Origin of the sequence: Streptomyces sp. NBC_00273 (genome assembly GCF_036178145.1) — a bacterium.
Classification (GTDB): Bacteria; Actinomycetota; Actinomycetes; order Streptomycetales; family Streptomycetaceae; genus Streptomyces.
Map to the genome: position 1 here is coordinate 9,441,678 of NZ_CP108067.1, position 12,993 is coordinate 9,454,670.

Consider the following 12,993-nt stretch of genomic DNA (forward strand, 5'->3'; position numbering starts at 1 on the left):
CGTGTCAGTTGCCTGTCCGCCGTGCCCTTTCCCGCTCGAGCGCGACTTCCCCGGCCTGGAGGCACGGCTGGAGGACAGCACGTCCAGCGGTGCGCGCGCCGGCACGCACCGGACCGCGACCATCAGCCACCGGGCCAGCGCGGCCGCGCTCGGCGATTCGGTGCTGTACTCGGCCGGCTCGACCCCTCCGCCGTGCTGGTGGAGAGGCAGTACTTCGCCTGTGCGCTATTCCTCAGCTTGTGGCTGTGGCTGTGGCTGTGGCTGTGGCAGGGCCTTGATGGGTTCGGCTGGACGACCCGAGTACGCTGCGGTCAGAACGGGGGTTAAAGATCTTGAACTTCGATGTGCCTGGCCCGGAAGCCGCCTGGCTAGAGGCGCCCATCTCAGCCTGCCCAAACCCGAATCCTGCGTGGCAGACGAGTATGTGGTGGTACGTCGCAGGCCTGTTCCGCGAAGTCGCCTGCCTCGCGCCTCCGCTGGAGGCCCTGGCGCACCGTTTGAGGCTGTCGATCGAGCACGGCTGGGAAGAGCTCTCCGAGGTCGATGTGGCGATGGTTCAGATCAGAGGGATCCACTTCGCTCTCTACCGGCTGAACACCAGCCCTTTGAAGGACACCATCGTGTCCGTCCTCAAGGACACCGAGGACGACGAAGCCGCGATCAACACCCTTCTCACCGCCCTGGGTATCGGTCCTGACACAGTGACGTATCGGGGAAACGTACGAAGCGACGAGGCCCAGTGACTGCCTGCTGGACATCCGATTTCACACAGCCTTGGGATCGGTACTGGTGCGGGCACAGGAGTACCGTTTCGGAGGTGTCCACGTAGCGACGGACTGTCTGGCGGTTCCTCCGAAGCCGCGTTCGCGGGCTTCGGGGTGTCGGTAGACATGTGCAACCAGGTACACCCGTCCGGGTGCCCAGGTCAGCGATCCCCTAATGATCGGCGGGGAGAGGGCCGACGGCGTCTTCGAGGCCGGCGTGGGCGGGCAGGGTGTACCGGCGGGTGGTGTCGAGGCGGGCGTGGCCGAGCAGTTCGGCGACGAAGACGATGTCCACGCCGGCGCGCAGTAGGTTGGTGGCGAGGGTGCGGCCGAGGACGTGGGCGGAGAGGGCGGGGTAGCCCGCGCCGTCGAGGATGTCGCCATCGGCGGCGAGTTCGTCGATGAGATCGGTCAACGGCGCACCCGATAGCGCAGGTGAAGCACCCGGTTGCCCTGAATCACCACGTCAGGATCCTCCAACAGGTGCTGCGCGTGGACCGACCCGAAGTAGCGCTTGCCGGACCCGAACACGACGGGTACGACGTCCATGCGCACCTCGTCGATCAGGCCCGCGGCAAGCACCTGGCCACCGACATCGCCAGCGGCGACCTCGACCATGCGGTCACCAGCAAGCTCCTGCGCCTTGGCCACGGCTGTTTCGACGCCGTCGGCGAAGTGAAACGGCGCCTCGGGGTCCCAGCTCTCGGGCTTCGGCCGGTGCGTCACGACGACCACGTGGTCGATCCCGCCCGGCGGCTTCCCGTCCCAGCCGTCCGTCAGGTCGAAGACGCGGCGGCCGACGATCGTGACTCCGATCTGGTCCCAGTACGGCCGGGTGTAGTCGTAGGACGTCTGCGACACCTTCAGCTCGCCGCTCTCGTCCAACGGGACGTCACCGCTGGACAACCAGTCGAACAGCGGTCCGGGCTGGTCGTTCTCGTCCGCGACGAAGCCGTCCACCGACACCGAGCTGTACATGACCACCTTGCCCACCGGGCTCTCCTCTGCTTCGGGGTGCCCCAAATTAGCGTGTCGTGAGCTGTCGCTCTCGTAAGGAATCCATCGGCCGGCAGCGGCCAGTCGTCCAGCGCATGGCCGGGATGTTCGCGCAGGAACCGCCGCCGGACTTCGACGCAGGTCGCCCCAGTCGACCGGTCCGACGGGGTTGATCGCGAACACGGTGGCGACGAAGCGGTAGGTGCGGGCCAGCCGCTTCGGCATGTCGCCGATGAGCTTCTTGAACCGCCGGACGGCTGGCCGCTACCGGTCGATGGCATCTGTGCAGCCGTGGACGAAGAGGAGCCAGGACCTCGGCATGTCTTGGTCCCGAGTCGCCAGGTAGCGGGTCCGGCTGTCGTCGGCGTAGCTGGTCCGATGGTTGGCAGTGCTGGGGTGCGGGCCGAACAGGTCTGCGACGGTGACCGGCAGCAGGTAGTGCGTCCCGTCGTCGAGCTGGCGGCGGAAGCATCCAGCGCCAGGGTCTTCCATCTGTTCCATGCCCTGCCGCTCAGCCGGCCAGGTGTACGTGGCGCCGGGGCAGGACGCCCGACGTGATCTCAGATCGTTGGGGGTGCACTGGAGGATGTCGCAGAGCGCGACGAAGGTGTCCATGCTCAGGCGCTGCGGGGGCTGGGGCACCAGCCGGTAGACCCGCTCCCGCGACAAGGCGATGGCCCGCTCTGCCAGTACGGGTACCAGGTCGGAGGTCTGGTACGTCTCCCGCTCGGCCATCAGCCGGCGCAACAGCCACTGGTAGCCCATCTTCTGATTACGACACTATGTCCCAGTCCTCGCCCAGCCGCTGGCGCATCGACGCCTCCAGCAACGCCGTGCGGTACTCGTTCGACACGCCCGTGTAGATCGCAGTCGTAGCCGCCTGCGAGTGTCCGACCTGCTCCTGCACGAACCGCGCCGGATACCCGAACTCGGTCAGATGCGTGATGTAGCTGTGCCTTGTCTCCCCAGAGGCCGTAGGCGGATTACTCCGTGTTGGTACGGAGCTGGTGAATCTCGGAGCCGACGTTTGCCGAGCTGACGATGTGCTGTGTTGCTATGCGGGCGTTCGCGCGTGGCGGGGACCACACGTGCGGACGACAGGGGGTCAGGCTCGCGGCAGTTCGGGTCGCGTCGGTGATCACGCGCTGTTCCTGCTTCAGTAGCCCCGGACGAGGAGTTTGGCTCTGGTCTGGGGCCATGTGGTGTGCAGGTAATGGTCCTCGGCGGCGCGCCAACGCCTGATCCACGCCTCGGGGTTCTCGCCGCGTGCTCGCACGCGCTGCAGGCATACGCTTCGCGGGGTGTCGACGTAGGCGGTGAGGTGGTAGTAGTGGGCCAGCTCCGGGCGGGTGGAGTAGACCCCTTCGACGATCACCACGGTTCCAGAAGCGATCTCGCGCCAGGCCCCGAGTTGTCCGGTGTTCCAGTCGTAGAGCTGGTAGCGGGCAGCCTGGTCGCCCCGCAGCGGGATCAGGACCTGGTCCCGGAGGCGTTCCCAGTCGAAGTAGCGGTGGTAGCCCTGTTCCGCGTCGAGCAGTTCCCGCTCGCGGTCGGGCATCGGACGGTAGAAATCGTCGACGTGGACGATGACGGCGCCGTCGAGGTGTCCGGCCACCGCGGCAGCCAACGTCGTCTTGCCTGATCCTCCAGTGCCATCGATGGCGACGATCCTGGTGGCCCCTTGGGCCTGGGACAACTGCAGGAGGCCGTCGGAAACGTCCTTCGCTCGCTCCGCCACGTCCACGAGTTGCTGATGCGTCCGCAGCTCGGTAGTCCGCGCGGCACTCGACAGCACAATCTCCTTCGCTTCCCCGAGGCCGACTCCCCGCAGTTCCCGGGTGACAACGATCGAGTCCATGACCCCGGCCCCGAGGTCCCGCAGCAGCCGCTGGACATGTTCCATGCCCTCGTCCTTGTCCAGCAACGGTCCACATTGCTCGACCAGGTAGGCAAGTCGTGCGGCACGCTCGGGAGAAAGGCCCTGGACGTTTTCGAACATGAGGACTCCTCGTGGGCGGCGTGCAGGGCGGGGACAAACTACTTTCTGTGCACCCCGGGAGGCCACTTGTTTGCCGGCCGCCTGGGGCGGGCCGGTTGCGGAACGTGAGTCAGCTGCACGATCCGATCGAAGTGCTGCAGACGAGGGGAAGCCGGGTCACACGGTTGGCCGCAGTGGCGGTCGCTCGCAGGTGTCGGTTCGACATGCTCGGCCCAGACGGGCCGGTGGCAGAGGTGGTGGGTGGCCTGCGGGCAGCCGGCGGAGTCACACATCCCGACCGGCGGCCGGTCAGCGGTGGGGGTGCCGGCGAGTTTGGGGCAGAGCGCGCGAGGGGTCGGCGAACGAGCAGAAGTTCGCCGGGCCGATGTGCAGGTTCTTGGCGTGCTTGGTCAGCAGGTTCAGCACGTCCCGGTCACCGCGCTGGGTCCTGGGCCCCGCCGGGGTGCGAACTGTAGCCCTCGGTCGTGCGACCCCGATGTGCTTGAGATGGATCTCGGCTGCGAGGACACCACCGGGCCGGTAGGCCATCTCCAAGGCCAGAGACCGCCTGAGCATCCGCAGGTTCGCGGGCCCTTTCGGGGAACGGTGCGAGTCCGAGTCGCCGTCCAGCTCGGGAGTTGACCCAGTTGCGGAACCCAGCGGTTGCGGACGGTGGAGGAGAACCGGCCGAAGAGCAGGGCTCCGTGCTCGGGGTCCTCGTGGAGCTGTTCGGCGAGTTCGACGGCGCGATGGACCTGCTCGATGACGACCCCTTCGTCCCGGTCCCGCCGAGCGGCTGGCCCTTAACGACCTTGCTGGCGATCCGGTAGCGGGTGAATCCGATTGGCCGGCGGAGGATCGACCAGCCGGGGACCCAGCCGCTGGATCCGCGGCCCCACCGCAGGCCGCCGGGATCGGGGCATCCTCGCCCGTCGGCCGGAAGAGGTCTGGCGGTCGCGTGCCCTCTTCCCTTGACTGCCGTTGATCAATGCGTCATCCGATCAACGGAGGGGAATCCGATGAAGAAGCTCAGCATGGTCGTTACCATCGCCGGCCTGATCCTGGCGGGAGCGACGACGCCGCAGGCGATGGCTGCCGACGAACCGCACCCCGTCACCAAGGAATGCCCCGGTGGTAACCAGTACTACGGGGACGCCGACTTCATGAAGTTCTGGGAATGCTCCAACGGCATCGCCTACCGCTTCGACTGCCCCGCTGGCCTGCACTGGGATCTCAACTTGCTGACCTGCAACTACCCCGAACAGGCCAACCGCGTCGAAGGCGACCACCTCCACAACTAGCCGTGCTCGCCGGCCCCGGAATACTGAGCACGAAAGGTGTCCCCTGAACCTGACGGTTGGCCCGCGGTGCCGAGCCCGGAGCCCGCCGGACGATCAGTGCTCTGGCCGGGGGGTTCCGTAGTGGGTTTTCGCTCCTGCGTGGTCTACTCGAGGCATGGCCACCTCGAACTTGGACTACTGCGGCTCTGGATTTTGGGTCCGCGACGAGCAAGCCGAAGTGTGGCTGTACCTGCTGGCGCAGGAGGCGAAGGCGGTCGCTGACGCTCCGGAGTGGTTGGCCGGTGCCTGCGACGACTGGGAGATGCGGGCCACGACCGGCTTCGTGGGGTTCGTTTCGTCCTGTCTCGACGAGCATCTTGGGACGGACCCCGCTCGGGTCGCGCTCGCGCTGCACCTCTCGGAGCGCGTCCTGCAGCGACTGCTCGGACGGACCCCCGCCATCCCGAAGGATCTCGTCAACTCCTACGGCACGGGCGGCCATGACGCAGGCTTCGACGTGGACCTGCCCGTCGAACCCATGCTGGCGTGCGGTCGTGCGTTCGCGAGCCTTCTGCGTAAGCAGCTCCCGCCAGGACACGATAGCTGGGCCTGCTGACCTCGGCCGTAGGCCGTCTCCCGGGGAGCGGCGGCTCTGTTGGCGCCGAGTCGAGCACAAAGGTTGTCCATCGGGGCCGGGTATCGCGCTCGGTCACAGGGGTGCGAAGCTGGAATGAAAGCGGGCTCATCGCAGCAGGTCCGATACGGCCCGTCCGGTCCGGCGTCATCTCGTTCGGCCCGGTCACTTCTCTGAACCAGCGACTGCCTTCCGTCGAGGTAGTCGAGGTAGTCGAGGCGGTCGGCAAACCTGTGGCGCGTGCGCACCAACCCGGGTCAGGATGCGGTCATGCGTGATGTGCGGAGCGATCCCGAGTTGCAGGAGCTGGTTCGACGGTTCGTCAGGCCTGAGCGGCGATACCTTCGGTTGGGCGGGAGTCTCCACCGGATGAACGCGGCCGAGCGCTCCATGTTCCTGCGGGATCTGGCGCAGGCTGCGCACGAGATCACTCCCGCGGAGCTCGGCATCCTCTTCGAGGGCGGCTGGCGCGAGCGCAAGACGGCCGCCTGGCTGGTCGCTGTGGCCCACAGAACCGAGTTCCGCGACCTCATCGGCCGGCTCCTGCTCGCCAGCGGGGGGCCGTACGCGGGTGCGGCGTACTGCGTCGCCCTCGCGACGTTCGGCACTGCAGCGGATGCCGAACTGCTCAGCGCCTACCTTGATCACTACTTGTCGCGTCCCGACCTCGACTACGACCAGCCAACCGTCCTCGGGACACTCCTGTACCTCGATGAGATTCTCGGCTCCGACTCCGCATCGGGGTTCATTGCCCCGGGAGGCCCTTGGGACCGGTGGCTCGAAGCCCGGGTCGCGGCGGCCCTCGACCCGCACGACTGCCGACAGGGCATACAGCGACTCTGCGCTTTCGTCGCCGAGACCGCTGAGACCTTCGCCCCGCCGGTTCATGGGAGCCAGCAGCCATGACCGAGCGGGACGTCATCCTCAACGAACTGGCCCAGGGCCTGCGCCCGATGTCACGGGGCATCGAGTGGTTCGACGCGCACGACCCGCAGGAGCAGTCCGAGGTGCTCCTGTTCCTGCGCCACTACTGCATGCAGGCCCGCGCCGTCACCGAAGACGGACCGGAAAGCATCCGCCGCGCCGGGCTGCGCCCGACGCACACGCCCGCGGTTCTGATCACCCGCGGCCCGATCGACCAGCAACTGGGGAAGATCGTCGGGCTCACCCCCGTCGACGAACGCCGCAAGGCGTTCCGGCTACTGGTCGCAGTACTCGCGGTCGCGGACGAACGGCGCCGCGAACGGTTCTGTTCCGACGGATGCGGTCACTGGTGGCACACGCTGCCCGTCGCCGATGAGTGATAGCGAGTCTTCGTGCCGCTGTTCTCGGCCCCTGGACTTCATCTGCACCAAGACGGTGTGACGGCAGCGCCCATGCGCGCGTGTCGTAGGCGTCGGAGCCGATCACCGTGTTCAGGGCCCGCAAGGCGTCATCGTATGGGTGACGGTCGAACTGGAACGGGCCGAATGGCACGTAGTCGCGGGGCCGTCGCCCTCGCCGAGACTCTGTCCGGGCTCGGCATGACCCCGATATGCGACGAGTACCGAGCCGCCCTGGAACAGGTCATCGCGGCCAAGGCCACCGGCGAGTGCCTCCCGACCCGGTAGCGGGGACGCAGCAATGCGTTCCCGCTACCGGACACGACTCGTCCACCACTCCGAAACCCTCATCACCTGGGCAGCCATCACTCTCATGACCGGCCGTATCGCCAAGGGAAGCAAGACCCTCGAGTGGTTTCCACCCACGGGCTTCGGGAGGGGGTCCGGGGGTGGATGATCGGGTCATGAGCCCCGCATTAGATCTGCAGGCAGAGTTCCGGACCGAGACTGCAGTGGCGTTCTCGTTCCTGCATGAGGAAGCGGGCTTCGCGCATCCGGAAGCGACGGAAATCCTGCCCTTCAGTGGCACTGCACTGTTCTTCCGCGGCCCCGGACTGGACGTGGAAGTGCAGCTCTACGACGGCCGGGAACCCGAGGTCGTGACCAGCTTGGCCGTCGTCGGACCAGACGGCGTCAGGGGACGGCGGGCTGGACTGGACACGCTCTACGTCGCCGCCGGATGCGGGCCGGCCCAGGACGTTCCCGGTCACGCCCCGAACCGACGGTCGACCCTCAAGCGGGTTGGCCAGCACGCCACGGCATTGCGCCAACTCATGTCGCACCTATCGGCCCCTGACCTCGGCCAGTTGATCACCAGTCTCACCGTGCTGCCACGAGAACAGTGACGTCAGGCTGCTTCCTCGGAGCAGGTGACCCCAGCACGATCAGCCGGCCGCAGCACCTCTAAGTCGACTTCGCGCACGTGACTCTTCCGCGGCTGCTCGCGACTGAACGCCCTTCTCCAGGTCCGGGCCGCAGCCTGATGAGACATCCTTGGCGCTTGCTTCCACAGATCAACGCGTGACGCGGCGTATGGGGCAGGACGCTCTGCTCCGGGATCACGTCACTGACACGCTGCTGCCGAACGTCCCCGACCAGGATGACCCTGGTGGAGTGACCGAAAGATCGCTCCACGCTGTTCTCCGCGCGGCGGCACGCTCGCGCCGGAGTCGAGGAAGTCCTGCCGGTACTGCACAGCGAACTGCCGCACGCGAAGTCCTCACTGGGCAGCGGTGTCAGCTCGTCCTCCTCCTGGCGGAAGTTGACGCCGATGGAGGTGAGCTTCCCGCGAAGGATCCACCGCTCAGGCAAGTTCGCCCAACGCGTGCAGCTGTGCGAACTCGTCGGCGAGCATGCCCATGACGACGAGGTCGTGGTGCCGGCCGGCGAAGAACACGTGATCGCGGAGGCGACCCTCCTCGACAAAACCGAGGCGACGATGAAGTGCCAGCGATGCCTCGTTGTGGGCGAAGATCCGCGCCCCGCACTTGTGATAGCGCCGCTCAGCGAACATGAAACGCATCAACATCACCACGGCTTCTGCTGCGTAGCCCTTGCGCCGTTGGTCAGCACCCATCGTGATGCCGTACTCGAACCAGCCCGCACGGGGATCAGAGTGGTGCGAGCCGACGGCACCGACTATCTCCCCTGTGTCGACTGCTTCGATTGCCAACCCGAAGCAGTCGCCATCGAGTTTGGCAGCAGCCTGCTCCTTCGCCCAGGCACGGAAGCCCTCGGCGGAACGGGGTGGATGCAACACATTTCCCAACCGCTCCTCGTCGACGGCGAAGCGCATGAACGCCGTCCAGTCGTCGGGCTCGATACCGCGAAGGCGTACTCGGTCGCCAGTCCAGAACGATGTCATCCCCTATTCGATCATGCTGCAGCGTGCGATGCACAGGCTCTTCGGAACCCGATCGATACTGCCCCCGTCACGCCGGGGGAGCCACGTCATCTTGGTACGTCAGTGGAGCAACGAAACGCTGGTGCGGTGGAGCCCAACGAAGTGCCTACAGACCCCCGGGCGGTCAGGGCGCGGAACCGTTGGTGTGTCCGACCGTTGAAGGGCCGGGTCGCACGCCCCCACGCACTGCGGACAGTCCAGGGCGGGTCGGGGATCGAGACGGTGGAGTGTCAGAGTTGGATTCGTGTCCGCCGCGGATGAGGTCGTCGATCAGCTGGACGGTCGACCAGATGGCGCTGCACGCCAGCCCGACGACCAGAGCGATCGACACGGAGCGCAAGACAGTCGAGGAGCGGTTCCTCCGACCGGGGTCGCCCGGATCAGTGCCACCAGCAGGAGGCCTTCGGCGAGGGGAATCGCCCATCGGGGCCCAAGACGCAGGTCGTCGGGCAGGAACAGGGTGAGCGCGGCAGAAGCGATGAACGCTGTGGCCATCGGCCAGCGACTCCCGGCGTAGACGGCAGGTTGCGGCTCCGGCTCGCGCGGATGATCTGCCGCTCCTTGCAGGTGAAGGCACGCGGCGCGAATTCCTCGGCGACCGTGTCTGGGACGCTCGCTCCGGATGGCCCGGGGCTGGACCTTGGATCCACGGTAGACCGGGAGGGCTGGGAGAACGGGGGATTGTGGGGCTGGCATGTTCCGAATCCATACGCCTGCCAAGGCAGCAGACCGACGGCGCTCTCGGGGCTTCGAAGGGGGAAGAGCCGTACGGATTCGACCAAGACGTTGTGAGTACCGTCCGTGCTCAGGAGCGGTGATCTGGATTCATGCCGCGATTACCGCCGCGCGGTGCTCCCGGTCGTACCTGAGCCTTGCCGGGCTGCACTGCTGGAATCCAGCCCGGCCGGTGAGGCTCGATTCAGCGTCGATCCCGACGGTCTTCCCGACGGTCTTCCCGGCGGTCCTCGCGCCGGTCACTGCGGCGACCGACTCCGTGGGCGACGACCGCGGCCGTGCCCACGACGGCCGCAGTGCGAGCGACAGGGGCGCCGATGACCCCACGTCGTCCTCTGCGCATGGGGGCGAGGGGCATTTCATTCTCCTTCTTCGTCGGCTTGGATCGAGGCCAGGATCGCCTGGATCGGAATGCGCCCGTTGGCGATGAGCTGGCCTCCCGAGCGGCGTGCGGCGGAGGCGAAGGGCCCCGCCCACACGTTCTCCCAGACCAGCACGCCGGCCGTCGTGCCGGGCTCCATGGCGGCGGCCAGGTTGACGACGTCCTCTTCGGCGAGCAGACCGGCCAGTTTCGCCTCTGCGGCGCGCAGTTCACCAGCGTCTTCGAGGTCGTCAACCTCCAGCACGTCGAGCTCGCCGTCCGCCCCCTTCGTCAGGATGACCAGGTCCAACACCCGGATGATCCCCGAGGTGACCAGCTTGTCGAGCTCTGCGGCCATCTCCCCGGTGAAATGCGAGGTAGCCGGTGGGAACTCGACGACCAGGTAGTCGACCGGCCCCAATTCGTCGGTGTCAGGTGATGCCATGTCTGCACTTCCGTTCTCTCGATGAGAGCCGGTCCGAGGCCAAGCGCTTGGTCGCCGCCTGACAGGTTCTATGACCTCGAGTTCCAGGTGCGCCTGCCTGTTTGTCCGGCCCGGCGCAGAGCGCCCACATGATGAGAATGCCGACAGCGACGAGCCCGCTGTGCAGAGTCACGAGCTGACAGTGTGCCGTCTGCCCCCGCTCAGGCACTTCTCGAAACCTCTTCCGAGAAGGATGTGGGACTGATCCTCACAGCTCGAAATGGGCCCATCGAGGGTCGCCGATTCCCAGCCTTTCACAGCGGCTGTGGGCCCGCATCCTGGCAGAAGTCGAGTGCCCACGCAGCGCAGTGCCCGACAGTGGCCGCTGTCGGGCACTGCGGCTTTCCGCGCGCTGCCGCACCTTCCGTCGACACCTTCCGATCCGACCCCAGAGGGTTGCCGCATACCGTTCGCGGTGCAGCCGACCACACCGCTGACTCCAGGACGCGCAGGGACGGTGCTGACGGGTCTGCGGCTGATGCTCATCCTCGGCGGGGTGGTCGCGGTACTCACCCTGCCCGCCACGACCGGGCGGACCACGCCTACGACGCACGATCGATCGGGTGAACCACCCGGCGGGGACTGGGCCGTCTGAATGACCGTCAGGCCGCCTCCGATCGACAGCGGTGAGCCCGCCAAGTGCGCAGCGATGCCCCGTGGTATCACCTCGGGGAAACGCCGGTGAATCGCCACGTTCTCGACGGACATCGATGCCGAGGAGTTGATTCGCATGTCGGCCGATAGTCCCGTCGGAGCACCGGGGGCGTCATCGACGGACCCCTTCGCCCAGGTCAGGACTCGCGGCTACATCGGGCTCCTGGTCATGGCGGCGGTGCTCGGAGTGCTGATCTCCGTGGGTGCGTACGGCTTCCTCGCGCTCGTCGATGAGCTCCAGCCCTGGGCCTACACCGACCTGCCCAAGGCTCTGGGATTCCGGGAGACCCCGCCTTGGTGGCCCCTGCCGCTGCTCGCCGTGGCAGGCCTGCTGGTCGGAGTGACCATCCGCCACCTCCCCGGGATCGGCGGCCACAAGCCGGCCGAGGGGCTGTCGGTGGCGGGTGCGCCGAAACCGTCGGAGCTTCCCGGCATCCTCATCGCGGCCGTTGCCACGCTGGGCCTCGGCGCGGTCCTGGGACCCGAGGCTCCGCTCATCATGCTCGGCAGCGGCGTGGCCCTCTGGCTGGTGCGCCTGCTCAAACCGAGCTTGCCCCCGCAGGCCGGGGCCGTAGTCGGCGCCGCGGGCAGCTTCGCAGCGGTCAGCACCCTGCTCGGGTCCCCCATTACCGGGGCCTTCCTGCTCATGGAGGTATCGGGGATCGGCGGGCCGATGCTCGGGGTCGTGCTGGTACCGGGGCTTCTCGCCGCCGGCATCGGCTCGCTCGTCTTCATCGGCATGGACAACTGGACCGGTCTCGGCACGTACTCCTTGGCAATTCAGGACGTACCGCACGCCAACCCGCCCACCGGCACCGAATTCGGCTGGGCACTCGTCATCGGAATCGCGGCGGCCCTCGCCGGCACGGCCATCCGACGGCTCGCCCTATGGCTGCAGCCCCGCGTCGAACGGCACCTGCTTCCCGCCACCGCACTGATGGGCCTGGTGATCGCCGGGCTCGCCATCGCCTACGCCCAGGGCACCGGGAAAGCCGCGACCGAGGTGATGTACTCGGGGCAGAGCGCCCTGGGTCCACTGCTCGCGGACAGCGCCACCTACAGCGTCGGCACCTTGACGCTGCTCGTCGCCTGCAAGGGGCTTGCGTACTCCGTTTCACTGAGCGCCTTCCGAGGCGGCCCGATCTTCCCGGCGATGTTCCTGGGGGCGGCGGGCGGTATCGCCATGTCGCACCTTCCAGGGCTACAGCTCGCCCCGGCGTTCGCCATGGGCATCGGAGCCATGTCGGTCACCATGCTCAGGCTCCCGTTGACGTCGGTGCTTCTGGCCACCCTGCTGCTCGGGTCGCAGGGGCTCACCGTCATGCCGCTGGTCATCGTCGCGGTGGTGGTCGCCTACGTCGTGATGCTCAGGCTCAGCCCGGCTCCGACCGGCAGCTCCGGGGCCGGCACGCAGAAGGGCCCTGCCCCGGCATGACGCACCACAGGGAGTCGCTCGACGACCATGTCGTTTGGAGCGTGATCAGGTCTTCGGGGAACGGAAAGTTGGTCTCACGCCAAGCGAAGCATGTATTCGACTCTCTCCGTGAGCGGCACGCCCGGGTCATCGGCCGTAGGTGACCTGTGGCAGCGAAGATGGACTGCCGCAGGCCAGGAGGCCAGGAGGCCAGGGGGCGCTTGCAGCGGTGGTGGCTCACGGACATCGCCGCCTCGGCGTCCCGGTCCTCCTGGTCGCCGCACGTCAACCCCTCGACGTTGACCAGATCGCTAGAGAGCGGACAACTGTTGCCGAGATCATCGGGTCGTGTTGACTGCAATGACCCGCCACAGCGCTTAAGGCCTCAGGACCTCAGGACCTCACGAG

General features: G+C 67.2%; 16 protein-coding genes and 2 pseudogenes. 10 read left to right on the forward strand and 8 right to left on the reverse strand.

Annotation, left to right across the window (positions count from 1 at the left end; genetic code table 11):
• Positions 1-332: 332 nt before the first annotated feature.
• A complete protein-coding gene (locus OG386_RS42305) occupies positions 333-743 on the forward strand; it encodes a hypothetical protein (protein ID WP_328792623.1) in 411 nt (136 codons plus the stop codon).
• 193 nt (positions 744-936) lie between these two features.
• Here OG386_RS42305 and OG386_RS42310 read toward each other — a convergent pair whose 3' ends face one another.
• The 6 genes and pseudogenes from OG386_RS42310 to OG386_RS42335 form a co-directional block, all read right to left on the reverse strand.
• Positions 937-1,179, reverse strand: coding sequence for a site-specific integrase (locus OG386_RS42310; protein ID WP_328792624.1), 243 nt, complete (start codon positions 1,177-1,179; stop codon positions 937-939).
• Complete coding sequence (locus tag OG386_RS42315) at positions 1,176-1,757, reverse strand: dihydrofolate reductase family protein (protein WP_328793545.1); 582 nt, start codon at positions 1,755-1,757, stop codon at positions 1,176-1,178. The genes OG386_RS42310 and OG386_RS42315 overlap by 4 nt, the downstream gene beginning before the upstream one ends.
• A 564-nt stretch (positions 1,758-2,321) precedes the next feature.
• Positions 2,322-2,525, reverse strand: a pseudogene (locus OG386_RS42320) (helix-turn-helix domain-containing protein); the annotation flags it as partial.
• Positions 2,526-2,532: 7 nt separating this feature from the next.
• Positions 2,533-2,727, reverse strand: a pseudogene (locus tag OG386_RS42325) (tyrosine-type recombinase/integrase); the annotation flags it as partial.
• Positions 2,728-2,916: 189 nt separating this feature from the next.
• Positions 2,917-3,759 (reverse strand): uridine kinase family protein, encoded by an 843-nt coding sequence (locus tag OG386_RS42330; protein ID WP_328792625.1) that lies wholly within the window; start codon positions 3,757-3,759, stop codon positions 2,917-2,919.
• A 288-nt stretch (positions 3,760-4,047) separates the two neighbouring features.
• The gene (locus tag OG386_RS42335; RefSeq protein WP_328792626.1) at positions 4,048-4,314 is read right to left on the reverse strand and encodes a hypothetical protein; all 267 of its coding nucleotides are present in this window, start codon (positions 4,312-4,314) and stop codon (positions 4,048-4,050) included.
• 128 nt (positions 4,315-4,442) lie between these two features.
• On the opposite strand from OG386_RS42335, the gene OG386_RS42340 reads away from it, so the two are divergent.
• From OG386_RS42340 to OG386_RS42370, 7 genes are all read left to right on the forward strand, one after another.
• On the forward strand, positions 4,443-4,568 hold the full coding sequence (locus OG386_RS42340) for a hypothetical protein (RefSeq protein WP_328792627.1): 126 nt from the start codon (positions 4,443-4,445) through the stop codon (positions 4,566-4,568).
• 189 nt (positions 4,569-4,757) lie between these two features.
• Positions 4,758-5,039, forward strand: coding sequence for a carbohydrate-binding module family 14 protein (locus OG386_RS42345; RefSeq protein ID WP_328792628.1), 282 nt, complete (start codon positions 4,758-4,760; stop codon positions 5,037-5,039).
• A gap of 154 nt (positions 5,040-5,193) precedes the next feature.
• Positions 5,194-5,634 (forward strand): hypothetical protein, encoded by a 441-nt coding sequence (locus OG386_RS42350; protein ID WP_328792629.1) that lies wholly within the window; start codon positions 5,194-5,196, stop codon positions 5,632-5,634.
• A gap of 258 nt (positions 5,635-5,892) precedes the next feature.
• A complete protein-coding gene (locus OG386_RS42355) occupies positions 5,893-6,558 on the forward strand; it encodes a DUF6000 family protein (RefSeq protein ID WP_328792630.1) in 666 nt (221 codons plus the stop codon).
• The gene (locus OG386_RS42360; RefSeq protein ID WP_328792631.1) at positions 6,555-6,956 is read left to right on the forward strand and encodes a DUF5958 family protein; all 402 of its coding nucleotides are present in this window, start codon (positions 6,555-6,557) and stop codon (positions 6,954-6,956) included. The genes OG386_RS42355 and OG386_RS42360 overlap by 4 nt, the downstream gene beginning before the upstream one ends.
• A 165-nt stretch (positions 6,957-7,121) precedes the next feature.
• Positions 7,122-7,262 (forward strand): hypothetical protein, encoded by a 141-nt coding sequence (locus OG386_RS42365; RefSeq protein ID WP_328792632.1) that lies wholly within the window; start codon positions 7,122-7,124, stop codon positions 7,260-7,262.
• A 176-nt stretch (positions 7,263-7,438) separates the two neighbouring features.
• Complete coding sequence (locus OG386_RS42370) at positions 7,439-7,879, forward strand: hypothetical protein (RefSeq protein ID WP_328792633.1); 441 nt, start codon at positions 7,439-7,441, stop codon at positions 7,877-7,879.
• 458 nt (positions 7,880-8,337) lie between these two features.
• Here OG386_RS42370 and OG386_RS42375 read toward each other — a convergent pair whose 3' ends face one another.
• Positions 8,338-8,898: a GNAT family N-acetyltransferase gene (locus tag OG386_RS42375; protein ID WP_328792634.1), complete on the reverse strand. Its 561-nt coding sequence runs from the start codon at positions 8,896-8,898 to the stop codon at positions 8,338-8,340.
• 1,133 nt (positions 8,899-10,031) lie between these two features.
• Positions 10,032-10,478 carry a DUF6325 family protein gene (locus OG386_RS42380; protein ID WP_328792635.1) on the reverse strand — a complete coding sequence of 149 codons (447 nt, stop codon included), beginning with the start codon at positions 10,476-10,478 and terminating at the stop codon, positions 10,032-10,034.
• A 496-nt stretch (positions 10,479-10,974) separates the two neighbouring features.
• Between OG386_RS42380 and OG386_RS42385 the strand changes: the two genes are divergently transcribed.
• Positions 10,975-11,112: a hypothetical protein gene (locus OG386_RS42385; RefSeq protein ID WP_328792636.1), complete on the forward strand. Its 138-nt coding sequence runs from the start codon at positions 10,975-10,977 to the stop codon at positions 11,110-11,112.
• 135 nt (positions 11,113-11,247) lie between these two features.
• Positions 11,248-12,606, forward strand: coding sequence for a chloride channel protein (locus OG386_RS42390; RefSeq protein WP_328792637.1), 1,359 nt, complete (start codon positions 11,248-11,250; stop codon positions 12,604-12,606).
• Positions 12,607-12,993 lie beyond the last annotated feature (387 nt).

What these genes read in the sequence shown, in the direction of transcription:
- OG386_RS42330 (WP_328792625.1), bottom strand. Translation starts at nt 3,759, where the DNA reads ATGTTCGAAAACGTCCAGGGCCTTTCTCCCGAGCGTGCCGCACGACTT.
- OG386_RS42335 (WP_328792626.1), bottom strand. Translation starts at nt 4,314, where the DNA reads ATGCTCAGGCGGTCTCTGGCCTTGGAGATGGCCTACCGGCCCGGTGGT.
- OG386_RS42345 (WP_328792628.1), top strand. Translation starts at nt 4,758, where the DNA reads ATGAAGAAGCTCAGCATGGTCGTTACCATCGCCGGCCTGATCCTGGCG.
- OG386_RS42350 (WP_328792629.1), top strand. Translation starts at nt 5,194, where the DNA reads ATGGCCACCTCGAACTTGGACTACTGCGGCTCTGGATTTTGGGTCCGC.
- OG386_RS42360 (WP_328792631.1), top strand. Translation starts at nt 6,555, where the DNA reads ATGACCGAGCGGGACGTCATCCTCAACGAACTGGCCCAGGGCCTGCGC.
- OG386_RS42365 (WP_328792632.1), top strand. Translation starts at nt 7,122, where the DNA reads ATGGCACGTAGTCGCGGGGCCGTCGCCCTCGCCGAGACTCTGTCCGGG.
- OG386_RS42370 (WP_328792633.1), top strand. Translation starts at nt 7,439, where the DNA reads ATGAGCCCCGCATTAGATCTGCAGGCAGAGTTCCGGACCGAGACTGCA.
- OG386_RS42375 (WP_328792634.1), bottom strand. Translation starts at nt 8,898, where the DNA reads ATGACATCGTTCTGGACTGGCGACCGAGTACGCCTTCGCGGTATCGAG.
- OG386_RS42380 (WP_328792635.1), bottom strand. Translation starts at nt 10,478, where the DNA reads ATGGCATCACCTGACACCGACGAATTGGGGCCGGTCGACTACCTGGTC.
- OG386_RS42390 (WP_328792637.1), top strand. Translation starts at nt 11,248, where the DNA reads ATGTCGGCCGATAGTCCCGTCGGAGCACCGGGGGCGTCATCGACGGAC.